Origin of the sequence: Bacillus sp. AR13-1 (genome assembly GCF_008042285.1) — a bacterium.
GTDB classification, from domain to species: domain Bacteria; phylum Bacillota; class Bacilli; order Bacillales; family Bacillaceae_G; genus Bacillus_A; species Bacillus_A mycoides.
In genome coordinates, this window is sequence record NZ_QNUA01000058.1 from 1 (window position 1) to 26,190 (window position 26,190).

General features: G+C 34.1%; 32 protein-coding genes and 1 other annotated feature. Of the genes, 8 read left to right on the top strand and 24 right to left on the bottom strand.

From position 1 onward, the window contains the following. Positions 1–22: 22 nt before the first annotated feature. A complete protein-coding gene (locus tag DN408_RS29615; protein ID WP_147740502.1) occupies positions 23–937 on the bottom strand; it encodes an acetamidase/formamidase family protein in 915 nt (304 codons plus the stop codon). A gap of 159 nt (positions 938–1,096) precedes the next feature. On the opposite strand from DN408_RS29615, the gene DN408_RS29625 reads away from it, so the two are divergent. Continuing rightward, on the top strand, positions 1,097–1,525 hold the full coding sequence (locus DN408_RS29625; RefSeq protein ID WP_078203319.1) for a cell wall hydrolase: 429 nt from the start codon (positions 1,097–1,099) through the stop codon (positions 1,523–1,525). A gap of 60 nt (positions 1,526–1,585) precedes the next feature. Here the strand turns inward: DN408_RS29625 and lysS are convergent, their stop codons facing one another. Continuing rightward, the gene (lysS, locus tag DN408_RS29630) at positions 1,586–3,139 is read right to left on the bottom strand and encodes a lysine--tRNA ligase (RefSeq protein ID WP_078203320.1); all 1,554 of its coding nucleotides are present in this window, start codon (positions 3,137–3,139) and stop codon (positions 1,586–1,588) included. Positions 3,140–3,222: 83 nt separating this feature from the next. Next, positions 3,223–3,479 (bottom strand) — a binding site (T-box leader). A 71-nt stretch (positions 3,480–3,550) separates the two neighbouring features. Next, positions 3,551–3,721, bottom strand: a complete 171-nt coding sequence (locus DN408_RS29635) for a DUF2197 domain-containing protein (protein ID WP_078203372.1) — start codon at positions 3,719–3,721, stop codon at positions 3,551–3,553. Positions 3,722–3,862: 141 nt separating this feature from the next. Between DN408_RS29635 and DN408_RS29640 the strand changes: the two genes are divergently transcribed. Both DN408_RS29640 and DN408_RS29645 read left to right on the top strand, forming a co-directional pair. After that, complete coding sequence (locus DN408_RS29640; RefSeq protein ID WP_016127087.1) at positions 3,863–4,765, top strand: SMP-30/gluconolactonase/LRE family protein; 903 nt, start codon at positions 3,863–3,865, stop codon at positions 4,763–4,765. After that, positions 4,762–5,466, top strand: a complete 705-nt coding sequence (locus DN408_RS29645) for a class I SAM-dependent methyltransferase (RefSeq protein WP_147740503.1) — start codon at positions 4,762–4,764, stop codon at positions 5,464–5,466. Before DN408_RS29640 ends, DN408_RS29645 begins: the two co-directional genes overlap by 4 nt. 61 nt (positions 5,467–5,527) lie before the next feature. Here DN408_RS29645 and DN408_RS29650 read toward each other — a convergent pair whose 3' ends face one another. After that, a complete protein-coding gene (locus DN408_RS29650; protein ID WP_147740504.1) occupies positions 5,528–6,454 on the bottom strand; it encodes an NADP-dependent oxidoreductase in 927 nt (308 codons plus the stop codon). A 236-nt stretch (positions 6,455–6,690) separates the two neighbouring features. Here DN408_RS29650 and mle point away from each other — a divergent pair, with 236 nt between their 5' ends. Further along, positions 6,691–7,548, top strand: coding sequence for a BCA family alpha/beta fold macrolide esterase (gene mle, locus DN408_RS29655; protein ID WP_003189913.1), 858 nt, complete (start codon positions 6,691–6,693; stop codon positions 7,546–7,548). A 279-nt stretch (positions 7,549–7,827) separates the two neighbouring features. Here mle and DN408_RS29660 read toward each other — a convergent pair whose 3' ends face one another. Further along, complete coding sequence (locus DN408_RS29660) at positions 7,828–8,163, bottom strand: hypothetical protein (RefSeq protein ID WP_002085171.1); 336 nt, start codon at positions 8,161–8,163, stop codon at positions 7,828–7,830. 11 nt (positions 8,164–8,174) lie between these two features. Further along, positions 8,175–9,344, bottom strand: coding sequence for a ParM/StbA family protein (locus DN408_RS29665; RefSeq protein ID WP_002013097.1), 1,170 nt, complete (start codon positions 9,342–9,344; stop codon positions 8,175–8,177). Between the two features lie 209 nt (positions 9,345–9,553). Here DN408_RS29665 and DN408_RS29670 point away from each other — a divergent pair, with 209 nt between their 5' ends. After that, positions 9,554–9,958 carry a hypothetical protein gene (locus DN408_RS29670; protein ID WP_147740505.1) on the top strand — a complete coding sequence of 135 codons (405 nt, stop codon included), beginning with the start codon at positions 9,554–9,556 and terminating at the stop codon, positions 9,956–9,958. Positions 9,959–9,999: 41 nt separating this feature from the next. Here DN408_RS29670 and DN408_RS29675 read toward each other — a convergent pair whose 3' ends face one another. The 6 genes from DN408_RS29675 to sleB all read right to left on the bottom strand — a co-directional run bounded on the left by DN408_RS29675 (position 10,000) and on the right by sleB (position 14,445). Beyond that, a complete protein-coding gene (locus DN408_RS29675) occupies positions 10,000–10,536 on the bottom strand; it encodes a DUF1697 domain-containing protein (protein ID WP_002013095.1) in 537 nt (178 codons plus the stop codon). A gap of 164 nt (positions 10,537–10,700) precedes the next feature. Further along, complete coding sequence (locus DN408_RS29680) at positions 10,701–11,198, bottom strand: GNAT family N-acetyltransferase (RefSeq protein ID WP_033729306.1); 498 nt, start codon at positions 11,196–11,198, stop codon at positions 10,701–10,703. A 27-nt stretch (positions 11,199–11,225) separates the two neighbouring features. Next, the gene (locus DN408_RS29685; protein WP_002127693.1) at positions 11,226–11,582 is read right to left on the bottom strand and encodes a hypothetical protein; all 357 of its coding nucleotides are present in this window, start codon (positions 11,580–11,582) and stop codon (positions 11,226–11,228) included. A gap of 104 nt (positions 11,583–11,686) precedes the next feature. After that, positions 11,687–12,283: a YhcN/YlaJ family sporulation lipoprotein gene (locus tag DN408_RS29690; protein ID WP_002085166.1), complete on the bottom strand. Its 597-nt coding sequence runs from the start codon at positions 12,281–12,283 to the stop codon at positions 11,687–11,689. Between the two features lie 26 nt (positions 12,284–12,309). Continuing rightward, complete coding sequence (ypeB, locus tag DN408_RS29695; protein WP_003189902.1) at positions 12,310–13,650, bottom strand: germination protein YpeB; 1,341 nt, start codon at positions 13,648–13,650, stop codon at positions 12,310–12,312. Positions 13,651–13,665: 15 nt separating this feature from the next. Continuing rightward, the gene (gene sleB, locus DN408_RS29700; protein WP_002032721.1) at positions 13,666–14,445 is read right to left on the bottom strand and encodes a spore cortex-lytic enzyme; all 780 of its coding nucleotides are present in this window, start codon (positions 14,443–14,445) and stop codon (positions 13,666–13,668) included. Positions 14,446–14,590: 145 nt separating this feature from the next. On the opposite strand from sleB, the gene DN408_RS29710 reads away from it, so the two are divergent. Next, positions 14,591–14,923, top strand: coding sequence for a DUF3889 domain-containing protein (locus DN408_RS29710; RefSeq protein ID WP_002032720.1), 333 nt, complete (start codon positions 14,591–14,593; stop codon positions 14,921–14,923). Positions 14,924–14,979: 56 nt separating this feature from the next. On the opposite strand, the gene DN408_RS29715 is transcribed toward DN408_RS29710, so the two are convergent. From DN408_RS29715 to kynU, 5 genes are all read right to left on the bottom strand, one after another. Next, entirely contained in the window at positions 14,980–15,615 is a 636-nt protein-coding gene (locus DN408_RS29715; protein WP_002127696.1) for a Pr6Pr family membrane protein, read from the bottom strand. A gap of 20 nt (positions 15,616–15,635) precedes the next feature. After that, positions 15,636–16,553: a serine hydrolase domain-containing protein gene (locus DN408_RS29720; protein WP_033734070.1), complete on the bottom strand. Its 918-nt coding sequence runs from the start codon at positions 16,551–16,553 to the stop codon at positions 15,636–15,638. Positions 16,554–16,678: 125 nt separating this feature from the next. After that, positions 16,679–17,518: a tryptophan 2,3-dioxygenase gene (gene kynA / locus DN408_RS29725; protein WP_002127699.1), complete on the bottom strand. Its 840-nt coding sequence runs from the start codon at positions 17,516–17,518 to the stop codon at positions 16,679–16,681. A 33-nt stretch (positions 17,519–17,551) separates the two neighbouring features. After that, positions 17,552–18,181: an arylformamidase gene (gene kynB, locus DN408_RS29730; RefSeq protein WP_002065849.1), complete on the bottom strand. Its 630-nt coding sequence runs from the start codon at positions 18,179–18,181 to the stop codon at positions 17,552–17,554. Between the two features lie 2 nt (positions 18,182–18,183). Next, positions 18,184–19,470, bottom strand: a complete 1,287-nt coding sequence (gene kynU, locus DN408_RS29735; protein WP_003189895.1) for a kynureninase — start codon at positions 19,468–19,470, stop codon at positions 18,184–18,186. Positions 19,471–19,629: 159 nt separating this feature from the next. Here kynU and DN408_RS29740 point away from each other — a divergent pair, with 159 nt between their 5' ends. Next, positions 19,630–20,241 carry a TetR/AcrR family transcriptional regulator gene (locus tag DN408_RS29740; protein ID WP_016127093.1) on the top strand — a complete coding sequence of 204 codons (612 nt, stop codon included), beginning with the start codon at positions 19,630–19,632 and terminating at the stop codon, positions 20,239–20,241. Between the two features lie 47 nt (positions 20,242–20,288). Here DN408_RS29740 and DN408_RS29745 read toward each other — a convergent pair whose 3' ends face one another. From DN408_RS29745 to DN408_RS29770, 6 genes are all read right to left on the bottom strand, one after another. Then, complete coding sequence (locus DN408_RS29745) at positions 20,289–20,528, bottom strand: DUF3953 domain-containing protein (protein ID WP_002165667.1); 240 nt, start codon at positions 20,526–20,528, stop codon at positions 20,289–20,291. Between the two features lie 21 nt (positions 20,529–20,549). Further along, the gene (locus tag DN408_RS29750; RefSeq protein WP_000873838.1) at positions 20,550–20,795 is read right to left on the bottom strand and encodes a DUF3977 family protein; all 246 of its coding nucleotides are present in this window, start codon (positions 20,793–20,795) and stop codon (positions 20,550–20,552) included. A 115-nt stretch (positions 20,796–20,910) separates the two neighbouring features. Next, the gene (locus tag DN408_RS29755; RefSeq protein ID WP_147740506.1) at positions 20,911–22,761 is read right to left on the bottom strand and encodes a sigma-54-dependent Fis family transcriptional regulator; all 1,851 of its coding nucleotides are present in this window, start codon (positions 22,759–22,761) and stop codon (positions 20,911–20,913) included. Positions 22,762–23,075: 314 nt separating this feature from the next. Further along, complete coding sequence (locus DN408_RS29760) at positions 23,076–23,414, bottom strand: NIPSNAP family protein (protein ID WP_002127705.1); 339 nt, start codon at positions 23,412–23,414, stop codon at positions 23,076–23,078. After that, a complete protein-coding gene (locus DN408_RS29765; RefSeq protein ID WP_002013071.1) occupies positions 23,387–23,983 on the bottom strand; it encodes a GNAT family N-acetyltransferase in 597 nt (198 codons plus the stop codon). Before DN408_RS29765 ends, DN408_RS29760 begins: the two co-directional genes overlap by 28 nt. A 12-nt stretch (positions 23,984–23,995) precedes the next feature. Further along, entirely contained in the window at positions 23,996–24,766 is a 771-nt protein-coding gene (locus DN408_RS29770; protein ID WP_078422468.1) for a DeoR/GlpR family DNA-binding transcription regulator, read from the bottom strand. Positions 24,767–25,017: 251 nt separating this feature from the next. On the opposite strand from DN408_RS29770, the gene DN408_RS29775 reads away from it, so the two are divergent. Then, complete coding sequence (locus DN408_RS29775) at positions 25,018–25,515, top strand: hypothetical protein (RefSeq protein ID WP_000835754.1); 498 nt, start codon at positions 25,018–25,020, stop codon at positions 25,513–25,515. 59 nt (positions 25,516–25,574) lie between these two features. Here DN408_RS29775 and DN408_RS29780 read toward each other — a convergent pair whose 3' ends face one another. Next, a complete protein-coding gene (locus DN408_RS29780) occupies positions 25,575–26,180 on the bottom strand; it encodes a class I SAM-dependent methyltransferase (RefSeq protein ID WP_175491556.1) in 606 nt (201 codons plus the stop codon). Positions 26,181–26,190 lie beyond the last annotated feature (10 nt).

Genomic DNA, 26,190 nt, shown 5'->3' on the forward strand with positions numbered 1-26,190 from the left:
AAGTATCCTTTTTCTATTTTTCTTATTTAATATGAAATGCATTTAGAGAAAATCCTAACTTCTCCACATATTCCCTTCCTAGTTCCATCCGCGCCGTTTTTAGTGGATCCACAACTTGGCAAATTTTTAAATTACCTGCTGCTGATAATAAAAGAGTTGCATCAGCTTTAGACATTTCTAATTCTTCATGTAAAAATGTCACCATATTATGTACAGCACGATTCGCTGCATTATCTAACAATTTCTCTGAAGCAATTGTCATTATTTTTTCTTTTTGGATCGCCATTGGTAGTGGCCATTTCTTTTCTTTTATAACTTGAACAGTTACAGTTACCTCACCAGCAACCTCTACTCCACTAACACCAATTTCACCATCACCCATCGCAGCGTGTAAATCACCTAATGCTAAAAGAGCACCAGGAACATTTACAGGTAATAATAACGTTGTTCCTTCTTTTATCTCTTTACAATCCATATTCCCGCCGTGATCATGCGATGTACCACATGAAATACTCTCTTCTTTCGGTGCAGTACCAATCACACCAATCATTGGATTAATCGGAATTTGCAGTTCTTTTGAAAATGAAACATGGCCATTATGTATTGGGACAATTTTTACTATATTCTCATTTAACTTATCACCCATTACACCAAGGTTCGCACCTGTCGTTAAAACGCCTTGCCCTGCAATTTTAATTTTTTCAATCATTACGACTAAGATCTCGCCAGGTTCTGCGCCTTTAATATATACAGGTCCAGTCGCTGGATTAATTCGATTCCAATCTAACTCTTGAAACACAACATCTTCAGAATCAATTTGATTTTCAAAGCAATCATATGTTTCAAATACAAGACGGCTCCCAATTTCTACTTCAATACATGGATTATTTTCTGGTGACATTGCGTAAATGATATGTTCTTTATGAATACGGTGCATAGTACCTCTCCTTTTTCGTTTTTATCTTCTATATAATAGTTAGCTTTTATCTGTATAAGCTCCTTTTTAAAATTAGTAGTTATTTTCAAGAAAAATGCACTTAGCTCATTTTGAAACATACACTCTTTACTATAACAGGTAAAGAAAGGTGGTATCACTATGCCCCTTATTCCATACAACGAAAGTGACGTTGATTTACTAGCACGTTTAATCCGTGCTGAAGCTGAGGGCGAAGGACGACAAGGTGAACAACTTGTAGGCTGCGTTGTCGTAAATCGTGTGTTTTGTGATTGTTTAGATTTTAAAGAGCTTCGATCTGTGCGTGATGCAGTATATCAAAGCCCTGGCGGATTCGAAGCAGTTCAATACGGTTACTTTTATCAACGTGCCCGTGAATCAGAAAAAGAAATCGCAAGAAAAGTTTTACAAGGTGAATGGCGCTGGCCAGCACGATGGGCTCTTTGGTATTTTCGTCCAGTTGGAGCTTGTCCACCCGAATGGTATAATCAGCCGTTTGCAGGGCAATTTAAAAGTCACTGTTTTTATGAACCTAGTGGTGATGAATGTCCGAAAATGTATTCACGATAACTAAACTTAAACAACGCAAGTACTTATTTTTTTGAGTACTTGCGTTGTTTTTACTGTAGTTTAGAAATCTAATAATGTGATGAATCTTCTGGTGCCTATCACATGTATTAATAACGGTATACGTGGACCACTTGATTGATTCATAACAAGCCTATAAATAATGGTAAATAATTGTTTTTGATTTTCTTTCATTATTTTTTTATTTTCATGATGACAAATCGTATACAATTGCTCCATTAGTTTAGAATGATCGTTATTAGAACGAAGTATTTTACAAACTTCTACTAGCCATTTTTTCTGCCTTTCATCCAATGTGTTATAAAACTCCGTATTTTTCTCTTTATTTACCGCAATTAATTTTTTAGATTGAAAGTTTCTTATCCAATACTCAGCACGATTACTTATCGCTATCATTTCAGGTAATGCATAGCTCCTATCTATTTTCTCTAATATATCTTGTAAAATAGATGAATCAAAATTTAATAACGGTAAAGTTCCTGCTACTTGATTAAACTTTGGATATTCTTTAAATAGGCTATCTAGTCTAGAAAGTTTAATTGCATCAAATAAATCTTCATTTTTGAGTGTTTTATTTTCATAACTATCCTTCAATCTCTCATACTCTGTATAATTGCGAATTACATCTTCATCAAGCCCAATGTGAAAAGCTGCATCAGGCTTATATTTTGCAAACATAAAAAGAATTACTTCTGGTACATACACTTTTAATAAGTCGCTAGGTGTAATACTATTCCCTGAAGAACTGGACATTTTTTCATGATGCCCTTTAATTCCAATGAAATCATAAGCAACGTATTGAGGGGCTTCACAATTAAATATTTTCCTTGCAATTTCTTTTGATACATTATAACTACCAGTTTCCGATGAATGATCTCTTCCGCCCGGTTCGAAAATAACATCCTCTATCATCCATCTCATCGGCCAATCGATTTTCCAATTCAGTTTCATTTGACTTGTATTTAATACGGATAATTTATTTTGATTTCCACATTCACAGTCATACCGAACTGTTTTTAATACTCCATTAAATTGTGTAATAGTTGTTGTATCTTTCCCGCAGCTCTCACAATATAACGTAACGGGATAAAAGTTTTCTCTATCTTCTTCTCTGTGTATTCCTGTTTTAAAACCCATTAAAATATCATATATTTCTTTTCTTTTATACAAAGACTCTAATATATTTTCGTTATACCTTCCGCTTCTATATTCAATATGTTGATAAATAAATTCTACTTCAATTCCAAATGCTTGAAGCGATTCCTCAAACTCTTTTTCAAAATGCTCTGCGTACGAGTTATGACACCCATACGGATCTGGAATATTACAGTATGGCATACCAATATATTTTGCAAAAGAAGGATCAATATTTTTAGGGACTTTTCTAAGCCTGTCATAATCATCCCATGAAAAGATAAAACGAGTCTTTTTCCCTAAATCTTGCAGAGCCCTTACAACGAAATAAGTCGTTACTATTTCACGGAAGTTCCCAATATGAACAGAACCAGATGGACTAATTCCAGCTGCACAAACAAAAGTTTCTTTGTTTGGATGTTTTCTAATTAATTCATGTGCTACTTCATACGCCCAATGCATATGCCACTCACCTCAATTGTATTTTTGTTTTCACATTTTCAGTTTTATACAACAAAAAAACCCCCACCCCCAAGATTATTCATCTTGAGGACGAGAGTTATTAGCTTCGCGGTACCACCTCAGTTTGTTAATACGTCACCATATTAACCTCTTCAGGTACGGCAAAACATGCTTATACCCTATCTCTATAACGGGAGAACCCGTCGCACCATCCCTAAATGAATTAGTTCCTTGCGCAGCTCTAAGTCTTTTTTCATTAAGATGTATACCGCTCTTTCTCAGCTACCAGAGCTCTCTGTACGTATTCTTTCTTAACTACTCTTCTCTTCAATGCCATTTTGAATATTAGTTTTTACATATGATAATTTATAACGTATATATTGTCAAATTTTTCTGAACAAAAATATAAAACTACCTAAAAAAACATTTTATCGCTTCTAATTGAATTCTGTGGCTACACTCATCACAACAATATGTCCCTTTCGGTTTCTCTTTAAATCGCTTATATTTTTCACTTCCTTCGTATACTCGGAATATATTTTTACACGAAAAGCAAACAATCTCATAAAACAGCATATGCATTTTCCTCACAGTGTTTATACATTTTTTTAATAACTTGAAAAGGTCTGTTTTCGACATTGCAAATCTTAATAATCTCTCACAAAAGGTTTACCTCTATTCTTATCGAATTATATAAATATCTTATAAAGCGAGGTGAACATCTTGTTCAGTAATATAGAATTAGTTTTAGATGCTAAAGCAAGTTTAGCTGAAGGACCATGTTGGAATGAAAAAAAGCAGCTTTTATACTGGGTTGATATTATGGAGAAAAAACTATGCATTTATACCCCCGCTAATAATTCAAACCGAGTGATTGCCCTCAATCAGCAAATCGGCTGTGTCGTTCCATATCTAGATGATGTAGTACTTTTAGCTCTAGAAAAAGGGTTTTATTCTTTTAATCTAAATACAGAAGAGCTTACACATATTTATGATCCTGAACCACATTTAATAGAAAATCGTTTTAATGACGGGAAATGCGATCCGGCTGGCCGCTTTTGGGCAGGCACTACTGACTTATATGGTATAAGTGGCGCCGGTTCCTTGTATTCTTTAAATAATAATCTCCAAGTAGAGAAAAAGGTATCACATGTAAATACATCAAACGGCATAGCATGGTCTCCTGACGATACATACCTTTATTTTATTGATACACCTACAAAAAAAGTAGTCCGTTTTCATTATGATATACATACTGGTGTAATTAGCAATCCAACAGATGTTATCATCTTCCCTGAAAATGAAGGTCTACCCGATGGTATGACAATTGATGTAGAAGGTTGTTTATGGATTGCACATTGGGGAGGCTCGAAGATTACTAGATGGAATCCCTTGACTGGAGAACAGATTTTAAGTATTCCGATTCCTGCTTTATATGTAACGTCGTGTACATTTGGAGGACCTAATTTGACCGATTTATATATCACAACAGCCAGAACAAGAATGACTGATGCGGAATTAAAACAGTACCCACATGCTGGTGGTATATTTCGAATTCAAATGAATGTTAAAGGTTGTCCAACCTATTCATTTCGCCATGAAACTATTGGAGCTGAAATACTATGAACAGAATCGATTACATAAGACGAGAAGAGAAAAAGTATCACGATCTTTGCTATGAACAATACAAATTATTCGAAGCAGGATCTTGGCTGTATAAACCTGTTAAAACAGTTATGGGCATGCTGAATTATTTTGAAGGACAGAAAGACCTACAAATACTTGACCTTGGCTCTGGTGTCGGTAGAAACAGTATTCCGATTGCACAAAAAATCATGAATAGTGGCGGCACTGTTACTTGTGTTGATCTACTTGATTCGGCTTTAATGAAGTTACAAGTTTATAGCAAAGAATATGGTGTATTTGAATACATAAAAACGGAACAAGCAGCAATTGAAAACTACTATATTGCTCCTAATACTTATGACTACATCGTTGCAGTATCAAGTTTAGAACATGTCAGATCAATAGACGATTTTAAAAAAGTGCTTCACTCTATGAAAAATGGGACAAAGAGTGATGGTATCAATTGTTTAATAGTTAACTCTAACATTCAAGAAATTGACTTGGAAACGAATCAAGAATTAGATGCTTTAATTGAAATTAACCTTTCTACGGAAGAAATGATACGTACACTAAAAGGCGTTTATACCGAATGGCAAAAAGTAAAAGTTGAAATAAAAAATTTAGCGTATGATATTGTACGAAACGGTACACACATTCAATTAAATACGAATGCAATTACTTTTGTCATGCAAAAATTATAGTTTATATGAGTGGTGACAATTTTTATTTTTTATAGTCACCACTCGTGTATTTATGTAAACATCATTCCATCGTAATTACAATTTTTCCTCTAGTATGCTGACTTTCACTCAAAATATGAGATTCTCTAATTCCTTCTTCATTAAACGGAACAACCTTACTAATGATAGGTTTAATTTTTCCATGCTCAATCAAAACAGATAATTCGTCCAATTGCTTTCCACTTGGTTTTAACCATAAAAATCCTGATTTTATACCCTTTACTTCATGAAGTGGTTCATGAACGATAGAAACTAGAACACCACCAGATTTAATAATTTGAAAACTTTTTTCTTGTACTTCTCCGCCGATTGTATCTAACACAATATCATAATCTGATAGTAGCTCTTCAAATTTATCTTTTTTATAATCAATAACAAGGTCAGCACCTAAAGACTTTAAAAACTCTTCATTTTTACTACTTGCAGTTGTTGCGACAAAAGCCCCAAATGATTTTGCGATTTGAATTGCAAAACTCCCTACTCCGCCCGCTCCAGCATGAATTAATACTCGGTCATTTTCTTTTATTTGTGCATAATCGACAAGACTTTGCCAAGCTGTAAGTCCTGCAAGAGGTATAGATGCTGCTTCTTCAAAATTAAGATTATTAGGCATTTGCGCTACTAAATTTGATTTCACTGTAATGTATTCAGAATAAGAACCTTTCCCTGTATTTTCAGGTTTCGTAAACACTTTATCTCCTATTTTAAAATGATTCACATCTTCTCCAACTTCTTCAACTATTCCAGCAACATCTAATCCTAATGTAATTGGAAATGAAAATCGCAACTTTTCTTGTAAGTCTCCCTTTCTTATTTTCCAATCAACAGGATTGACAGATGTTGCGTGTATACGTATTAATACTTCATTACATTTAACAACTGGTTTAGGAACTTGTCTTTCTTGTAATGCTTCAACACTACCATATTGATTAATAACAATTGCTTTCATTTCCTCTCCTCCTTGTTGTTTATTGTAATAACAAACAATTATTTTTCAAAATTTTCCGCCTTGGATGACAATAAATATGTTAGGAGGTGATATTTATGCTACTCTACTAATTAAGCATCATGAGTGCAAAAAACATTTATTTCACTTAAATACAATCTAATTTACGCCTAAGAAACACCCAAAGTTATATTTCTCTTTATTTATTAATGACCTTTAAATGAAACGGAGAGTGTGCTATGAGTGAACAAGTTTTCAAAGTAAACGGTATTGATATATGTACAGAAAGCTTTGGAAATCCTAATAACCCAGCAATATTATTAATTATGGGAGCTACGTGTTCAATGGTTTATTGGGATGAAGAATTTTGTGAAAGGTTAGCTAGCACAGGAAGGTTTGTCATTCGCTATGATAACCGTGATGTTGGGCGTTCTGTTACATATGAGCCTGGGACTTCCAATTACACTGTAGCAGATATGGCTGAAGATGCAATCAGAGTACTCGATGCGTATCATATTGACAAGGCACACCTTTTTGGCATGTCATTAGGAGGTATGATTGCTCAAATTGCTGCAGTAAAACACCCAGAAAGAATTTTGACCTTAACATTACTAGCAACAAGCGTTATTGGATCTGATAACAATACTCGTGATTTGCCTCCAATGGATGAAAGAATTTTGACACATCATGCTAATGGTGCAAATTTAGATTGGACAAATAAAGATGTTATAGCGAAATATTTAATTACAGGATCACGTCTACTCTGTGGATCAAAGCGTATATTTGATGAAGCAAGAACTTTAAAACAAGTAAAGCAAGAAATAGAACGTGCTAACAATCTATTAAGTATGTTTAATCACGCCCTCCTTACAGGTGATGATTCTTATGAAGGTATACTAAAGTCGTTACTAGTACCTACTTTAGTAATTCATGGTACGGACGATACAGCTCTTCCACTTGAACATGGACTCGCACTTATTGATGAAATTCCGAACTCAAAGCTATTATCCCTTGAAGGTACAGGGCACGAGATTCATCCCGATGACTGGGATAAAATTATTAAAGCAGTTTCAGAACATATATCCTGTATAAGATAAGAACAACTATTAGAAGGGGCACAAATTGTTTTGCCCCTTCTATTTATCCCGCTATTTGTGGGCAGTAAAACTCCCACCTCAAAATTCAGCTGAAGCAAAGAAATTAGGTGGGAGATAAACTGCCCGTAAACGCCCGATTGGTTCAACTAATAATCAGTGGGGGATGAACAAAACCCCCACTGATTATAGTTTCACTTTATAAAGATTACGATACAATATCAAAAACCCATCACTGCATTCGTATGTATAGTGATGGGCTCTACCTATATTTTTCTATGCTTAAAAAAATGGACAATCTAACTGGTCAACAGATTCCCACGATTTTTTTTTTACATTTTCGGTGGATTTACTATTTTCTAGTGGTACGTGTTTAAATGGATTCATTTCAACTTTTAATAGAGATGATGGTTCTATATATAAAGAAAAAACATGGCTACTTGGCAAGGTTTTTGATACATCAATATCTCCTACTTGTTTAAATAATTGCTGGGCCGCAAAGAAAAAGAAATTAGTTGGATTAGATTGTTTATTAAGCCAAGCAATCATTTCAGGCGATACTGATTTATTAATGTTAATTTTCACTCGATCACCACGTTTATATCGCCTAGATCGCATACTTCCACCAACTAACTTATCGTTAAGTTTGTAAACCCTAACTCTTTTTGCTTATGCTCTCTATATTTTGGCGAGCATGTATATACTAATAACCCACGAGCATTGGTGAATAACGGGTTATCTACAAAGATCACATTTTTCAAGCGTCCTTTTTGTTTCAAAATCATTTTTAAGCTATTTTTAATAATAACTGCGCCCCCACCATAAATAAATACATATGGATCGTCTTTCATATCATCAATTTTGTTAATAATATCCGTTGCGACACGTGCTGCTAAACCTAAAAATGCTGGCTGCGATTCCTCAACTAACAATGCATTTCTTGGGTGCTTTTCATTTAAATAAATTTGGTTAAATTCTGTAATGCTATCAATTGTTTTCGTAGGATATTTCCGATTCCATCTCGTAATAATTTGTAGTAACGTTTCTTTTACACCGTACGATAATCCTTTACTTAATTGCGGACGGAAATTTACCCCTAATGAAACAACTTCTTCCGTTGTCCCCGCGCCAATATCAAAAGACAATAAAGTTTTATCTACAAAATCAATTTCTGAAACTTGATTTTGTTCACATTCTATTTTATGTTTCACAACATTTCCTTCCTCATCATATACAATCCCCCACGTCCCAGAAGCGCCTTCAGGTAGACATTTACAAAACTCAATAGAAACATTAATCGTAACATCGCGTCCATTTGGATAATGGAATATGACCTTGTGATTACCCATATACCGTTTCGCATTTTCAGCAGCAATTTCCTGTGTAATAAGTTGCATTGGAAGAGCAACAGATAAATCATAACGAATATTAATATGACTTGAAGTAGGGCTTTGACGCATAGCACTTATCGCTAAACCTGAAAGGATTGTAATGACCATTAACTCATCAGTAGATTTATTTGATTTTTTCTCCACTTCAGTACCTTTTAATTGATCTTGAATCACTTTTTCTCCAACGATGTATCGTACATTATTTAACATTAGCGATGGAGAACTAATGGTCACATCAATGTGATTCTCTAATTCTGACGATGAAACTTCACCCTCATCTAACAACCCCGTAGACTCACCTATATATAAGGAATAAATACTCGGAATAAAAATAGGTTCCTGCCCTTTCACCATTAACTTCAAACCATTATTTCCTGCATCTGCACCAGCTTTTAAAAGAATAGACATAACTACCCCCTAAATTAATCTGACATCCCTTCCAAATATATGCGAGCCCATTCTTTTACATTCAAATGTAATGTAATTTTTTCTTCATCCTTTAAACAAAATATCATAAACATTCACTTCATATGTAAAAAATGTTTGACATAAAACTTTTCCAATTTTATACTATGGATGTAAAGAGTTTTTTACAAAAGTGGAGGTGCAATTATATATTGAATACTAAAAAAATTATTTTTGTAATCATAACTTTATCTTTAATCGCTATACTTGTACATGGCACATACAAATACATAACTGAAGGTTCAATTTTTGGTGGGACTATTTTCGCTTCTTCTTTAATACTTAGTAATTTAATTAATCATATTACATGGGGAGATCCAAACGGAGTATCGAAAGAAAGTCAAGATGAGATGGGACAACAAATTACATATAAAAGCTTTAAAATCGCGTATTTTGTGCTTGTAGGTGTTATGTTCCTTATATTACTCTGCTCGGAAGGATTTTCTATGGGTTCCAATTTGGATGGTGTAAAAAACCTTCCACTCTTTATTGCACTCTGTTCTTCCTTTCTTATTTTCCCTATTGTTGAACTCATTGTCGCCAAACAATATAAATAAAAAAAGTGGTTTTCTAAATGCAGAAAACCACTTTTTTATGTTTAAATACCTTCTGCTATTGCTTTCAGCTTATTCACAGTCCGCCAGTTCCTTACTGTAGCTGGCGTATGTAATTTTTGAAACTGGTTCATTAGTTTAGAATTACGAATGCTTTTTTTGAAAAATAAATACACTACTCTTCCTTCGATATGGCAATCTTCTATGTCACTTTTGTACATAAGTAACCGCTTACTGTCTTCTTCAGAAAGTGGATTAGCTAAAAAGGCCACATGTACACTTTCTCCTTCTAATAACGAATGGGTCTCGTAAGGACACTTTTTAATAATATTAATAAATTCATCATTTGCTCGTAACATGACTGGAACATTGAAATCAAAAACGTTCTTAATTTCACATTCAATTCGTTCCTTTAAAAAACTTATCTCTTCTTCTGACTCAAACACTACATTTCCACTTTGAATATATGTTTTCACTCTTTTTAACCCTATTGATTCAAACATTATTTTCAAATCTGCCATTTTGATTACTTTATGTCCACCTACATTAATTCCCCGTAGTAGTGCAATATAAATTGTCATATGATTACCCCTCACGTATTTAAATGCTTAACAATCGAATTGTTTTGCACCTTCATGCTTCTCGAATACTTACTTTAATACATCTAACATATCATGTACGGAAAATATCTCAAATTAAAAAACTTACTACATGATTTTTTTCAAGAGTAAGCTTTGTTATCTCATTATCTCGTTATAGGTAAATGTAATATGAATTGTTGTCCAATTGGTCCCATTCTTCTAAACCCTTTATCTTGAAATCCAACTTTCTCATATAACTTTTGTGCCGGAATGTTTTTTTCATTTACAGCAAGAATCACTTCATTTTTTACTGGATAATAATATTTTACAAATTCTTGTAATAACGCCAATGATTTTTTAGCATATCCCTTATTTTGTTTATTGTGATTAATGGAAAAAGAAGTTAAAAGTATGGCATCCTTATTTTCTGTAAACTCCTGTACCCTATCACCTGTTTGTAATATAAATACACCGACAGGTACTCCGTTATAGTCTAAAATAACAACTACATTTTTCGTTCGATCATTTTTCGCTTTCTCCAGTAATTCACCTGGATTCGCCGTAAATTGAACTTGTTCACTTGGTAAAGTAAATGATTGTATTATCTCTTTATATTGCTCCTTATACGGCACTAATTGTATTTCTCCTGTATGTATGTTCATGCTTAACTCTCCCATTCCTTCAAGTTATTAACTTAAACCTTGCTGTGTTTTAGAATGCACTTTTCCATCCAAAAATGTTATTTTAGCAAATGATTTTGGATCGTTTCCTTTCCAAGCAAAAATTTGCTTAATTCGTGTAGAATGTTCTTCCCCTTCTTCTATGAGTAAATCCCCTTCAAAACCGATTAAATCTTTCACTTCTAAATAAGTCATTCCTTCATTAATATTTGAGAAATGATTTATATTAATGGTCTCTTGCTTTTTATTTTCCGTTATAGTAGAAGACATAGCTGTTTTCTTCTTCACTTCTTTCTTCTGGTCACACGCTGTCATACTAAAACCTATGCATAAACTACCTAATATGAGTGCGCTTTTTTTCATCATAACGGCTGTCCCTCCCCTCATTATTAAACCATATATTCCCTTAAAAATAAACTGAATATTTAATCTTGAAGAAAAACCCCGTACAATTTAGTACGGGGTTTTCACTATTTTTTCAAATGGTTATTTGACTGATCTTCTTGTTCTTTTCGTAGTTCTTGTTCTTCATCTTTTGGTAATTGTTTATCATTATCTTTAATCGGATTCGTTTCTCTATTTTCAATCATATCATTTGGAACTTGCGGCATTACTCGGCCAACAATTGCTGCTAATTCATCAAGTATGCCTTCACCAGTTTTACCTTTTTTAATTTGCTTGCCTATTTGTTTTAGTCTTTCATACGTATCAACATCTGCTACAACGACTGCATTTGCACCGTTTGGGTCATTCTTCAAACTCTCTGCAACAGAATACTTAATTGACTCAACGCGAGTTCGATCAAGTTTCGCTTTCACATCAATACCTACAACAGCATACTTCCCAACTACTACTGCTGTCGCATCGTTTACACCAGGTATACTTGCAGCTAAAGATGCCAGATGATCAGCTGCTTTTTCATTTGGCTTATTTGATTTATTTGTATACGTAACATTTTTCATCGAGACATTTTTTTGTTCTGGCTTTTCATTAGGATTGTCTTTTTTTCCAATGCTACATCCAGTAATAACGAAACAAAGCATTAACATATATATAATGATTTTCATTATTTTCACCACTTTATCATTGATGTTTAATCATAAATTTTCTCAACAGCTTGCATCTTCTTCACTTTTTCTTCTGCACCGCTATTTGCGTTAATGAAAATTTGGTACGTATCTTTCCCTAAAGTACCAATATATTCATAACAAAGTACTTCATTATGCAAGTCATTTACTACTACAGCTTTACGTTCTTCCATAACTTTTACATCGGGGTTAATTTTCTTTCTCGCCTCAGCAGCGGTTAGCTTCGCACTCGGAATCGTTCGTTTTTGATGTGATGCTAAATATTCCTTTGCGGAAAAACCAACAATCGACCCATCATCTAAGGCAATTTTCATTTGGATTGCTTCTGGATAAATACGCACTCCATTTTCATTTACAACGTACGTAAACACACCGATATTATCATATTGAGAACTATCAAACAGCTCCATATTTGTAAACTTGTGATCCTTTAAAAATGTTAATCCTTTACTTCCTGCATCATTTAAACTGATTTTTTGCTCTTTAATTTCTCGGTTGTTCATTACCCAAATTGGATATCCACCTTTTCCGGTAATATCCATATAATACTCATTGTTCGTTGCTGGATCTTGAATTTTCACACTGTAGAATGATTCTTTTGCACCTTTTCCACTTTTCTCAACTTCTACTTTTTCATTCCCTTTTAAGTTTAAAAATGATTTCGCGATTTTTTCCGCTTCCGCTTTCGAAATCGCCTTTCCTTTTGCTTCAAATCCGCCTTTTTTATTCTTTTGTGCACTTGTAAAAGTCGGTCCAAAGTTTGTGGACGAGTATGATGTTACATTCTTTTCTACCGTCTTTAATCCATCGATAATTGTGTTTTCTGCTGGATCTTGGTTTGACGCAAGAGCCATTTCTACATCCATCCAGCGAAGATTATTTTTCAATACAAGATGCTGCACTTTTCTCAGTTCATCTTGTATATTTGCTGCATTTGAATATAAACCTTGTAACGTTTTATATTCTTGATCATTTAACGGTTCTTTTTCTAAATCACGAACCGCTGCACGATAACTAAAATCACCGATATTCGCAAGGAACTCTTCCGTTTTATTAAATGGCATTAATGTTAAAGGTAATTGTCCTACATCAGAACGAGCCTCTGATGTTAAACGCCATACATCTACTAAAGCTGGCGATAATGAGGAACGTGAATTCATCGCCAGTGTTGTTCCAATTTTATCGTGTAATAAATCAACTTCATATGCTAAATCATGAAACGCACGCTGATAACTATTTTCCGCTCGAATTAATACTGCATTTTTCTCTTGATGCTCTTTATAGCCCCAATACCCTGTTCCGACTACACCTACTGTTAACAATACGATGATAATACCTCGTAACATGTTTCCACCTCCGCTCTATTTACAGAAAATATGCTTACCAATTTTTTTAATTTGTGGACGAGTCCAAATCCATTTACTTGTCGCAGTATCTGGGTTGAAATAATATAATGCATTCCCAGTTGGGTCCCATCCGTTGATCGCATCTAATACGGCTTTTTTCGCATTTTCATTTGGCGTTAAATATATTTGTCCATCTGCTACTGCTGTAAATGCTCTCGGCTCAAAGATTACTCCTGAAACAGTATTTGGAAATGATGCACTTGTGACACGGTTTAAAATAACCGCAGCTACTGCAACTTGTCCTAAATACGGCTCACCACGGGATTCTCCGTATACAGCGTTTGCCATTAACTGAATGTCATTTTGAGAATAACCGTTTGGAACATTTGTCCCTGTACTTTTTGGCGGCTTATTTTCCTGTTTACCTCCACCACTGTTCCCTTTATTAGTTGTAGTATCTTTATTAGCGGTCGACTTATCATACTTCGTTGCCTTTACAAGCATTTGCTTCGTTTTAGCACCCGCTAAACCATCAACTGGCAATCCGAATTTTTGCTGAAAGTTTCGAAGTGCCCAATATGTACCCCATCCGAAAACACCATCAACTTTCCCCGTATAAAATCCGTTATATTTCAAACGAGTTTGCAGTTCAATGACATCTTCTCCAGATGCCCCTCTTTGAATCACTTGATTAGAAAAGGCTTCCACATTTTTGGTCTGTATACTACTTACCATTAAAGATAGCCCGATAAAGACAAGCAAAATCGCTATTTTAAAAACAGCTTTTTGACGCATGTATTTCCCTCCTTAATTACGGAAATGATTTCATGGTTATGTTTTGTAAAACCCTCGCTTTTATGTAAAGAAGACAAAAAAATCCAAACTTATATGCTTGAAGAAATATGTAAACAATATACAAAAAGAATAAAAGGAGCTTATTATGAAGCGATTCTTCGTACGTACAGCATTTATATTTTTTTTAATAACAACATGTTCAAATATATATACCGACCCATCTATTGTTCACGCACAGCCGCCATATGCAAAATGGGGTAAACTAGCCGTTGAAAAAACGAAAGAACAATATCCGAAAGCTGAGATTATCGATTACCTTCATATAGGTAGACAACCAAAAACTGTTCAAATAACAGTTGAAAAGTTTAAATTATGGCTACGTGAGGGTGGAAAAGAGTATGGTGTTTTTGTGGATGTAGAGTTTGATACGAAAACAGAGGAATTTTTAAAGATGTCCTTTCAGAAGACAAGTCGGTAAAACAAAAAAACCTCCGTCTTTACATACAGACAGAGGTTTCTTTATGTACTTCTTCCTTAATAAGGAGGATTATTTTTTATATGCAAAGATCGATTACCTAACATTTTTACTAATCCGCAAATAGCTCCAATAACAACAGATATCCCTATACTATATAAAAATACTCTCCCATATCCACCTATTCTCGGATCTAAAAACGGATATGGGTACCAATTCACGAATGGCCCGCGTATTAAGCTATAGACAACATATAAAAGCGGGAAAACAAGCCAACTCGCAGCCTGTTTCCATGTAATGGTCTTCGTAGGTGGATTTATAACCCAATCTAAAATCATCGCTAATGGCATGATGTAATGAAGTACAGTATTTACCCATGGTATCGCTGTTTGAAGTGACTCTTCTAATCCCCTTAATAACAAAAAATAAATAAGTCCTGTTGTCAGTATGTATACTGTAGCTGCACCGCGAAGAACTCCAAATTGCTCGGAACGTCCAAATAGGGCTGTCCCCAAACTACTAAATAGTAGAATTACCGCAACTAAAATATTACTTTCAATTGTGAAGAAACTAAAAAAGTTAACTGGATTGAACGGTTTCACTTGTGCCCTTGTAACAAATTGAGTAATAAGTGCACTAAACGCTAGAAGACTTAATAACAGTCTATAAATCGCTATCATTTTTGCACTTCTCATAAAACACCTCATTTCTCTACTTATTTATGATTGGAATTCTCTTTTATATGCTCTATAAATAACTTTAATGGTACGAGGCCACGTTTTGGCATGTGGCTACTAATTACAGCTACGAGCTCTAACTGCGGAATGATAATAATGTATTGCCCTCCGTATCCCATAGCAAAATACATACAATACGGTATGTGAAATCTTTCATTATTTAATACCCACCAGTGATATCCATATGCTCCGACATGTTCATACGTTTCAAATAGAGCCTCACCTGATTCTTCTAACCATTTCGATGATACAATATCATTTCCCTTCCAATATCCATTGTTCAAACATACTTTTCCTAACTTTAATAAATCTATAGATTTCATTTTCATACCGAATCCGCCAACATATATACCTTGCGGGTCTTGTTGCCACTCATACTCCGTAATGTTTAACGGCTCAAATAAATACTTTTTCGCGAACTGCTCCGTCGACATTCCAGTTGCTTCTTGAATGATGTAACTAAGTAAATGAGAAGAACCTGAATTATAATTCATTTTCGTACCTATTTCTTCAATGAACGGCTTTTCTAAAATGTATTGCACCCAATTGTCTGATTCCACAAAATCATTCGGGAAAACAACCCCATTTCCGAACTCTTTCCAATTTTCTCCTGTTGTCATCGTTAATAAATGATACAGCGTTAATTCCTTCTTTTCCTCCGGCACATTGGGAATCCATGTTGTGATTGGTGTATGTATATTATTTATAAATCCTTTATCAATTGCGATACCAATTAATATAGATACGATACTTTTTGTAATCGAATTAATTTTAAATAAGTCATTTGCACAGTCTATCGTTTTATAGTACTCAGTCGTTAATTCCCCCTTTTGATAAACAAGAAATGTATTAACCTTTTTCTTTTCAAATTTATTTTGTAATTGCTCGAAATTCAAGAAATCTTCCTCCATCTAAATGGTTATGTAATATTTGTTATTCATTTCGTTCTCTCTATTAAATCATATTTGTTATTAAAACAAAAAATAAACTTGCCAGCATTTAATAGCTGACAAGTTTATTTTTATAATTTCGTTCGAACGTTCCAAAGCTCTGGGAAGAAGCATTGATCAAGCACTCGCTTTAAATAAGATACGCCAGAAGAGCCACCTGTTCCCATTTTATGACCAATAATTCGTTCTACCGTTTTCATATGACGGAAACGCCATTGTTGTAGCCAGTCTTCAATATCGATTAATTTCTCTGCAAGCTGATATAAATCCCAATATTTCTGCACGTCCGCATATACTTCTATCCAAGCCGCTTCTACAGTTGCATCCTCTTCGTAAGGCTGCGTAATATCACGATTTAACACATCTTTATGAATTGGGAATCCTTCTTTAACAAGCGCTTGTATCGCCACATCATACAAACTTGGTGTATGAAGTGCTTTATGAAGACGAGCATGTAATTCTGGGTCCTTTTCATAAATCTTTAATGCATGTGGTGTTTTATAACCAAGTGCATATTCAATCATTCGATATTGATACGATTGAAAACCTGAAGCCTGACCAAGTGAATCACGAAACTCAATATATTCTGATGGTGTTAATGTCGCAAGAATATCCCAAGATTGAATAATTTGCGACTGAATTTTTGATACACGTGCTAACATTTTAAAAGCTGGTGGTAATTTATCTTGTTTAATAGATTCAATTGCAGCATTCAATTCATGTAAAATTAGTTTCATCCAAAGCTCACTCGCTTGGTGGATAACGATAAATAACATTTCATCATGATGATCTGATAATCTTTGTTGACTAGATAATAAGCTATCTAGCTGTAAATACTCTCCATACGTCATATTCTCCTTAAAATCCGTATGAATCCCTTTTTCCATAATTACCTTTTCATTTTCTTTCATATTAGCCAAACGCCCCTTTGTGTTCATTTCTACTTATATTGGTCTAATAACAGCTCGAACTGGACTCCCATCCGCATCTGTTAATGCAAGTGGTAATGCAATAAGTTCGTAATCGCCGTCTACTACGTGATCGAGTACGACATTTTCTAAAATGTGAATTCCATGTTTAAATAATTGATGATGTGCTGCTAGTTCTTTATCATCTAAAGGATCAACAGATGGTACGTCCACTCCGATTAAACGAATTCCCTTTTCAGAAAGAAAGGCTGCAATATCTGCGCGTAAATGCGGGATTACATCTGGGAATTCATTTGCTTTACCATGTGAAGATGTACGTAATAACAATCGTTCTACACCTTCTAAATGAAAGTTTTCTAATTCCTTTTTCCCGATGCTTTCAAGATTAGAAACGTCAATGATTCGCGCTGGGCCAACATAAACTTGAATATCTAAATCCAACACCTTCTTACCGTCATTATCAAAATGAAAAGGTGCATCAATATGAGTACCTGTATGGATACTCATCGTTAACTTTCCGACATTTACTGAACCACTGTTTTCTTTTGACCATGAAACTTCATACGAGAACGGTGTATCCCCTGGCCATGTCGCGATATCATTATTTAGCGGTTGTGAAATATCAATCCACTGCGATGTTTTCATGCTTACGCCACAACCTCTCGCTTATTTTCAAAGTTTTTATATTCTTCATTTTTCATAATTTTCTTTAAAATTTGTACAGAGTTCCATACTTCCTTATACGTATTGTATAAAGCAACAGGCGCAAGTCTAACTCCATTTGGAGCTCTAAAGTCTGGAATAACCCCATTTGCTTTTAACGCTTTACAAATACGCGCCGCCTCAGCATGTTCTAAATAAATATGCCCGCCTCGTTTTTCATCCTCTAATGGATTTCCAATTGTAAATTCAAAGCCTTTTAATTCATGTTCAATTAAATCAAGCATATATCTCGTAATATGTAATGATTTTTCACGTAACTTTTCAATACCAGCTTCTTTAAAAATTTCAAGAGAACCGATTAATGGTGCAGTACTTAATACGTGAGGTGTCCCTATTTGATAAGCTCCAGCATGGTCAGCCGCAGTTAATGAATGCTCCATATCAAATTGCTTATCTTTTCTAGAACTAAACCAACCAGATAATCCTGGGAGTCTATTAAAGTGTTTATTATTTACATAAAGGCCTGCAACACCACCAGGACCTGCATTTAAATATTTATAATTACACCATACAGCGAAATCTACATCCCACTCTTTAAAATGATGCGGAATGGAGCCGATTGAATGACATAAATCAAAACCGATATGAATACCACGTTTATGAGCTTCAGCTGTTAATCGCTTCATATCAAGAATTTGTCCACTTCTATATAGTACAGAAGGCAATAATATTAAAGCGATATCATCGGTCATCGCATGAATAATATCATCTTCAGAAAGTGTTCTTCCATCTCGGCTTTTCACTCGTACTAAATGTTCATCTGGATCTAAGCCTTTTAAACGAATTTGACTCTGAAGTGCATAAATATCTGACGGAAAAGTTAATTCATCCGCAAGAATTTTTGTTCGTATTCCTTTCGGCTCATAAAACGTCGCAATAACTTGATGTATATTCGCAGTCGTGGAACCGGTTACAATCGTTTCTTCCGGTAAAGATCCAATAAGAGGTGCTGTCAATTCACCCAATTTCTCCGAAAGGAAAAACCATGGATGCTCACCTTCAGTCCATCCATCAATCCCAAACTCTTTCCATGAATCTAGCAAGGTAAGTAACGATTTCTCTGCTCTTTTTGAAAGCAACCCTAAAGAGTTACCATCTAAATATATTGTTCCTTCTTTTTTATAAAATTCAGATTGAAAATCTTTCAGTTCATCATGTTTATCACATTCAAGCGCATACTCATAAGTTGGTTGAAATGGTTCTTTATACATGGTGTCACCTTCTTTTAATTTTCTTTTTATTCTAACTAATTGAAATATATCACTTAAATTGATATAACGTCAATGATATTATGTCAGTTGACTTTATATACGAACTTCTTTTACAATACAATTATATTTTCAGATATTTCAGTATAAAGAGGTGATTCCTTGAAAAATTCTACTCTTTCAACAAGAAAACACCGCTCCTTAGAAACAAAAAAGAAACTATTACATTCCGGTTATACTATGTTTATAAAAAACGGATTTCAAAAAACTACAATCACGCAAATTATTAAACATGCAGAAACTGGTTATGGAACAGCATATGTATATTTTAAAAACAAAGATGCTCTCCTCGTCGTTTTGATGGAAGATGTTATGAATCGCTTTTATGATATTGCTGATCGCTCTTTTTCCCCTCAAACAAAGGCCGAAGCACTAGATATGATTCAGAATCAAGTGCGCGCTTTTTTACAGTTAGCACAAGAAGAAAGAGCTATATTACAAGTTGTTGAAGAAGCAATAAGAACCTCAAAAGAAATACGTCAAAAATGGGATGAGATTCGCGAACGCTTTGTAACACGGATTATACAAGACATCACCCATTCCCAGGAAAATGAATTAGTACGAACTGAGTTAAATAAAGAGATTGTCGCATGCGGCTGGTTCTCTATGAATGAAACGTTTCTTTGGACAATCGTGCAAAATGATAAAGAACTAGAATTAGAAGAAATTGTACATACTTTAACGGTAATGTATACGACGGGGTTATATAAATAGCACATTATAACCTCAAAAAACCGTTACTCAATATGCTTAGTAACGGTTTATTTAAAATATTTTATTAACGATACAATAATACAAAAAAGTGATGTAAGTAATAGCAAAAGCCCCATATTCTTATTCTCTTTTTCATCCTTCTTAACGTTGTGTATCCCCATACCGGCAAGCATAAAACCTAAAAGTAATTGTAAAATGAGCATACTTTGCTTCGAATCATCATTCCAACTGTAAATAGAATAGCCCATTATAATAAAAGCGAGTATGAATGTGATAATTCTAATCATAAAAACACCCCCTATTTGATTCTATTGTTTTAACCTACTCACCATTCCAACAATAAACTTATACTCAGCTCTACTTTTTCTTACTTTCTTAAAGCCCTCTTTCGTATCAAAAATAAAACACGTTTTCCGAAACCAAATCCGTACATATAAAGACTCAAAATAAATTGGTTTAATAATTCCTCGTTCCTCGAATTCAGTTCCATCTTTATTTTCGGTTTCCGTTCGAATGAACCACCTATTCCCGATTCCAATTTCAATATACTTCACATGCTAACCCCCTTCAGGAAATCTTCTTTCTAATTATTCTATTATTTCCCTGGCAAGCGCACATTCCGACAGAACGTGAGCCCATAAAGAAAAAGTAGATTACAAAAATCTACTTTTATAGCCTAAATTTTTGCATACGTTTATAAAATGTACTGCGTGGCACATCTAATAGTTTTGCAGCTAATGAAACATTTCCGTTCGTCTTTTCTAGCGCTTCAATCATGCTATCACGCTGTATTTTTTCACGGAAATTTAATGTATGCTCCGTTTTATTTTCTGCTTGCATTTCAAGTTGATGTTGATTTCCAATCATTGTTTGTAATAAAAAAGAGATTTGTTTTTCGCATATTTCCCGTCCTTGCGACAAAATGTATATGCGTTCTAATACATTTAATAATTCTCGAATATTTCCGGGCCATGTATGCTGTGAAAATTGATTACAAATACTCTTTGGAAATACAACATTCCAATCCTTTCGTTCACAAAAATGTTGTATGAAGTACGGAATATCCTCTTTTCTTTCTATTAAGGACGGAACATATAGCGGATAAACATGTAAACGATAATATAAATCTTGACGGAATTTCCCTTCTTCTACTAATCGTAGTAAATCTTTATGTGTCGCAGTAATAATACGAATATTTACTGGTACCTCTTTTGAACTACCAATTGAGGTTACTGTTCGTTCTTGCAAAACACGCAATAATGCCACTTGCATCTCTGGCGGTACTTCACCAATTTCATCTAAAAATATTGTTCCTCCATCTGCTTGTCCGAATTTCCCTTTATATCCTTGGCGCCGCGCACCTGTAAACGCACCTTCAGCATAACCGAATAATTCACTTTCCATTAATTCTTTCGGTAATGAACCGCAGTTAACAGCTATAAAAGGACCATTTTTTCTTGGACTATTTTCATGAATCGCTCTCGCTACATATTCTTTCCCTACACCTGTTTCTCCACAAACATATACACTAGCGTCAGTTGGTGAAACAAGCTTAATTTCTTCTAAAGTATGTTGAAATACGCTACTTGTCCCAATAACTCCAGGGAAAGTAATTCCGTTTATAAACGGGTAAGTAGAAAATAAATTTTCTTGTTTATTTTCCTTTAAGTAAATACATTTCCCAATCATTCTATCATTACTATATACCGGTACCTCTAATTTAGGTTTCAATCCATTGTGCATTAAATCTTCAAGTTTCATTCGTGACCAATTACATACTCGTTCACGAACCCTCTTGCTCGCAGAAACGATAACATCACGATGGTTACAAATAACAACTTGTTCATCACTGTCAATTACATCTAAAAAACGATGGATTAAATGCAGTTCATTTTGATGTACTCGAATACTACATTCACGTTCAATCGCATGCGCGATCGAAGTTACCATTCCGAGCATATATGGATGTGAAAACTCAATTGGACAGGAGAAATCTAGAACACCAATTAATTTCCCATCATCATTATGAATCGGAGAGGCCGCACAGCTCCAGCTATGAGATGCGACAGAATAATGCTCTGTACCACTTATCATAATAGCCTCTTCAATCTGTAACGCTGTTCCTATCGCATTTGTACCAACAGCTGCTTCCGTCCATTTCACACCTTCAATAAAATTAATATGTTTCGCTCGTTTCAACGTTTGCTGATTTCCACTTAATGATAGAACATAACCATCTGGATCAATTAATAATGCCATCATTTGCAGTTCATCAATGGTTTTTCTCATATTTTGTATTTGAGGTATTGCTATATCAAGGAAGATTTCACTCTTTTTCTTTTGATCCTGAAAAATATCAGAAGACCAAATTTTCTGACCTTTATTCATATGAGGATTCACATTTACTTGTTTACATCGATGCCATGACTCTGAAATTCTTTCGTTTATACGGTTCGAATCAAGGACTCCTTCATCAACAAACTTTTTCCATGTATGTAAGTAAAACGGTGAAGCTAACATTGTATCATCTCCCCTATTAATTGTTTTGGAGATTTATAAAACATACTTTTATTATAAAACTGAATAAAAGCGTTTTCAATACAACTAGAAAGATGACACAAATATGTTAATAATTTGAATATCTTAATGACCTTCTTTATTCTTTTTTAGTAGAACTATATTTTGTATAATGGACGCAAAGAAAATACTTAACCAAAACCACTTTTGTGGATTGCCGTTTATAAAGAAAACTATCACCGCTATTGCAAATAAAATGGTGGATGCTAAACTAAAATATAATTTTGTTTTAATTCCCATTATTCCTCACCTCTCTATCACTTTACAGTACATACTAACTCTTCATTTTTTAACTCTAATATGTACTCCTGTAAAACATATTCTTTCCCGCCATGTTTTTCATACCAATCATGTATTCTTTTAACATGTATCTTGTCGCTTCTAATTTTTGATTCAATTTCTTTATACTGTTCATAACTATCATATTCCCATATTGCAAATACTTCAGTCGTACCATCATTATTATCTTTCATCCAGCGTCCTATTAAACGAGAACCATATTTTATTTGATTAGGTAAATTAGTATCATTGAAATGATCATTAAATATTTCTATGAATTCATTTTTTACTACATAGTATTTCCTTCTGTAAAACATACTTCTTCACCTCTTTTATGAAAAGTATCAGTAAACCTTCCCATTACTACCGTATTATAATACTTACCATCCGACAGTTTTTTATCATTTTTTAGAATACCTTCTACCTCCAAACCTAATTTTTTATAAAGTTGGATGGCTTTTTCATTTTTCTCTAACACTTGCAATGATATCTTTTTCACTTCATTTTCATCAGCCCACTGAATAGATTGTTGCAATAGACTCTTACCCATTCCATATCCCCAAAACTCTCTTAAAATACAAACACCAAATTCTACTTTATGGGCTAATCTCTTCAACTTTGATCCTTCGCATCTTGAAAATCCAACGATTTGATTGTGCACTTCTGCAACTAAAAAGAGATTCTTCATCTCTTCACTATCTGTTTTTATTATTTTTTGAAACCCTATCTTATCTATAAATCCCTCTCCAGCTTCTCTATCCATATTCTCAGTTTCTCCATCGATCTGAACTCTAATTTCCGATAACTGCTCAGCATCCGTTTGAACTGCAGAACGAACTGTATAAGTTAATCCATTCGTATGAAACTCTTGTCCTTTTATAATCATTTCAAACTCCTTTTAAATGAGGTCTATTGACGCTATTACAATTTCTTTACCTTGTTTCTCAAATTGTTGAATCGTTTCTTTACTAGCCCCTTCATCTGTTATTATAAGGTCAATTTCTATCAGTGACTCTCCTTTTATAAAGCAGTCTATTCCAAGTTTAGTATGAGGAGCTAAACAAATATTTCTTCTAGCAATTTTACTTACTGTTTTTCCAAAATAAGCAACTTCCGGTGTCGCAGTACTTATACCATTCAATGAAATACCGCCACCTGTAGAGAAATAAAGATCAATAGAGAATCTACTTATCAATTCAGAGGCAAGTGTATCTGTCATATTTCCTGATGGTTTCACTTTTCCACCAATTAAGTACGTATCAATGTTCTTATATTCCTGTAACTTACTAGCAATTTCTAAAGCATTCGTAATAACTGTAAATGATGTTTCAGGTAAATACTTTAACATGGCATAATGAATGGAAGCCCCTCCAATAAAAACGGAACCTCCTTCTTGTATGTAGGATACAGCAACTTTCGCAATCGCATCTTCATCTATTGAACTATCACGATAACGTTTCGATGGTTCGGCAGCTAAGTTTCTCACTCGCGTAAGTTCAACTGCACCTCCGTGCGTTCTTTTTAATAAACCATCCTTCTCCATAATAGACAAATCTCTTCTTATAGAATCAATAGACATATCAAAACTTTCCGCAAGATCCTTTGCGATTACTCTTCCATCTCTCTTAAGTAACTCTAAAATTTTCTCTCTACGCTCTTCAGTGAACATGTTATCACCACCATTATTGAAGATTCAGAAATTTAATCTTTATTTTAATTATATGCATGCTTTTTCTGTATTACAATATTTTCAATTCTTATTTATTCAGCTTTATACAGTTTTTCTCCCTATTTCTATCCGATTAACTTGAAAACGAAATAAATGTATATTTGCATATTCCACAAACATACTTCCATTTACCTTCCTATTGATGTAAAATTATTCCTATGTTTTACTTTTTAATACAGAAAGGGATTACTATGAAATCTATAATTAAAGTAACTTGTACAGCATTAATATTTACAGGAATCATGGCAGGATGTAACGGTAATTCTACACCCAAAAAAGAAAAAAGCACTTTTGAAAAAAACGCAATGCATTATGGGGAAATTGTTAAAAATGAATACTATAGAGCAACAGTTGAAAATGCAAAATTTGAAAAAATAGACAAAGAGTGGCGCCTAACAACTCGTGTTATGATTAATAATGTTCGAGACGATGGACAAACTATTGATCTTTCGGAAATAAAATATTTCATACAAGATGAAAAAACTGGTCAGAAATATGAAGGTGAAGCTCATCCGATAGGTGACGAGCACTATAAAAATGTTCCACACGAATTCTCTTTAACTACTGACGTTGTATTTGAAATGAAAACTTCTCCTAAAGACTTAAATAACATGTATTTGTATATTGATAGTAAAGTTGCTCCATTAACAAATACATATTGGAAGCTTGATAATCTAGTATCTAAATAAAAAGACCAGTCTTAAATGACTGGTCTTTTTACATTCAAGTATTCAACTTCCAATAACATTTATATTGATTTTCTAATAACAACTTGAATAACATGAGCTAAGCCAGTATGTCCTTTCCCTTCAATTCGCTCTTGTTCTCCATTAAAGAAATGAATAACCTCATGCCCTTCACACCAAGTAAGAATATCAATTGGATCATACAGCATATCAATATCTTTTGGCCCACCAGTACCATAATTTAATTGTTTTTTCGAATAAACTTCAAACATTATTAATCCACCAGGCCTAATCGTATAAATCATTTTATTCAATACCATTTTTTGATTGTCAGCATGAAAATGTCCAAATACCATAATTGCCGCATCGAATTCATTATCTGGCAAACTATCAGTTAATAAATCTACCTTTTTTGTATGCACGTTTACGTCATACTTCTCGGCTAACTTTTTTGTTTTTTCTAATCCACTCTCAGAGTAGTCAATAGCAGTCACTTCGTGGCCTTTTCTTGCTAGAAAAACAGCATTTCTACCTTCTCCCTCTGCGAAAGCTATTACTTTATTATAATTTGCTAAACGAAATGCTTGTTCTTGAATAAACGTATTAGGTTCTTCCCCATAATAATATTCATCCGACTTAAATCGATCATCCCACATGTTATTCATCATCTTCTCCTCC

Bases quoted from the DNA above. Each gene is read 5' to 3' on its own strand.
- DN408_RS29625 (WP_078203319.1), top strand. From the start codon at position 1,097: ATGCCCCTTATTCCATACAACGAAAGTGACGTTGATTTACTAGCACGT.
- mle (WP_003189913.1), top strand. From the start codon at position 6,691: ATGAGTGAACAAGTTTTCAAAGTAAACGGTATTGATATATGTACAGAA.
- DN408_RS29755 (WP_147740506.1), bottom strand. From the start codon at position 22,761: ATGTTAGCTTCACCGTTTTACTTACATACATGGAAAAAGTTTGTTGAT.
- kynU (WP_003189895.1), bottom strand. From the start codon at position 19,470: ATGTATAAAGAACCATTTCAACCAACTTATGAGTATGCGCTTGAATGT.
- DN408_RS29690 (WP_002085166.1), bottom strand. From the start codon at position 12,283: ATGAAAATCATTATATATATGTTAATGCTTTGTTTCGTTATTACTGGA.
- DN408_RS29675 (WP_002013095.1), bottom strand. From the start codon at position 10,536: ATGACAATTTATATTGCACTACTACGGGGAATTAATGTAGGTGGACAT.
- DN408_RS29770 (WP_078422468.1), bottom strand. From the start codon at position 24,766: ATGTTCACTGAAGAGCGTAGAGAGAAAATTTTAGAGTTACTTAAGAGA.
- kynA (WP_002127699.1), bottom strand. From the start codon at position 17,518: ATGAAAGAAAATGAAAAGGTAATTATGGAAAAAGGGATTCATACGGAT.
- DN408_RS29650 (WP_147740504.1), bottom strand. From the start codon at position 6,454: ATGAAAGCAATTGTTATTAATCAATATGGTAGTGTTGAAGCATTACAA.
- ypeB (WP_003189902.1), bottom strand. From the start codon at position 13,650: ATGTTACGAGGTATTATCATCGTATTGTTAACAGTAGGTGTAGTCGGA.
- DN408_RS29615 (WP_147740502.1), bottom strand. From the start codon at position 937: ATGCACCGTATTCATAAAGAACATATCATTTACGCAATGTCACCAGAA.
- DN408_RS29745 (WP_002165667.1), bottom strand. From the start codon at position 20,528: ATGATTAGAATTATCACATTCATACTCGCTTTTATTATAATGGGCTAT.
- DN408_RS29710 (WP_002032720.1), top strand. From the start codon at position 14,591: ATGAAGCGATTCTTCGTACGTACAGCATTTATATTTTTTTTAATAACA.
- DN408_RS29765 (WP_002013071.1), bottom strand. From the start codon at position 23,983: ATGATTATAAAAGGACAAGAGTTTCATACGAATGGATTAACTTATACA.
- kynB (WP_002065849.1), bottom strand. From the start codon at position 18,181: ATGAAAACATCGCAGTGGATTGATATTTCACAACCGCTAAATAATGAT.
- DN408_RS29685 (WP_002127693.1), bottom strand. From the start codon at position 11,582: ATGATGAAAAAAAGCGCACTCATATTAGGTAGTTTATGCATAGGTTTT.
- DN408_RS29780 (WP_175491556.1), bottom strand. From the start codon at position 26,180: ATGATGAATAACATGTGGGATGATCGATTTAAGTCGGATGAATATTAT.
- lysS (WP_078203320.1), bottom strand. From the start codon at position 3,139: ATGCATTGGGCGTATGAAGTAGCACATGAATTAATTAGAAAACATCCA.
- DN408_RS29680 (WP_033729306.1), bottom strand. From the start codon at position 11,198: ATGAACATACATACAGGAGAAATACAATTAGTGCCGTATAAGGAGCAA.
- DN408_RS29660 (WP_002085171.1), bottom strand. From the start codon at position 8,163: ATGCGATCTAGGCGATATAAACGTGGTGATCGAGTGAAAATTAACATT.
- DN408_RS29645 (WP_147740503.1), top strand. From the start codon at position 4,762: ATGAACAGAATCGATTACATAAGACGAGAAGAGAAAAAGTATCACGAT.
- DN408_RS29665 (WP_002013097.1), bottom strand. From the start codon at position 9,344: ATGTCTATTCTTTTAAAAGCTGGTGCAGATGCAGGAAATAATGGTTTG.
- DN408_RS29715 (WP_002127696.1), bottom strand. From the start codon at position 15,615: ATGAGAAGTGCAAAAATGATAGCGATTTATAGACTGTTATTAAGTCTT.
- DN408_RS29760 (WP_002127705.1), bottom strand. From the start codon at position 23,414: ATGTTTTACAGAAGGAAATACTATGTAGTAAAAAATGAATTCATAGAA.
- DN408_RS29635 (WP_078203372.1), bottom strand. From the start codon at position 3,721: ATGCATATGCTGTTTTATGAGATTGTTTGCTTTTCGTGTAAAAATATA.
- DN408_RS29775 (WP_000835754.1), top strand. From the start codon at position 25,018: ATGAAATCTATAATTAAAGTAACTTGTACAGCATTAATATTTACAGGA.
- sleB (WP_002032721.1), bottom strand. From the start codon at position 14,445: ATGCGTCAAAAAGCTGTTTTTAAAATAGCGATTTTGCTTGTCTTTATC.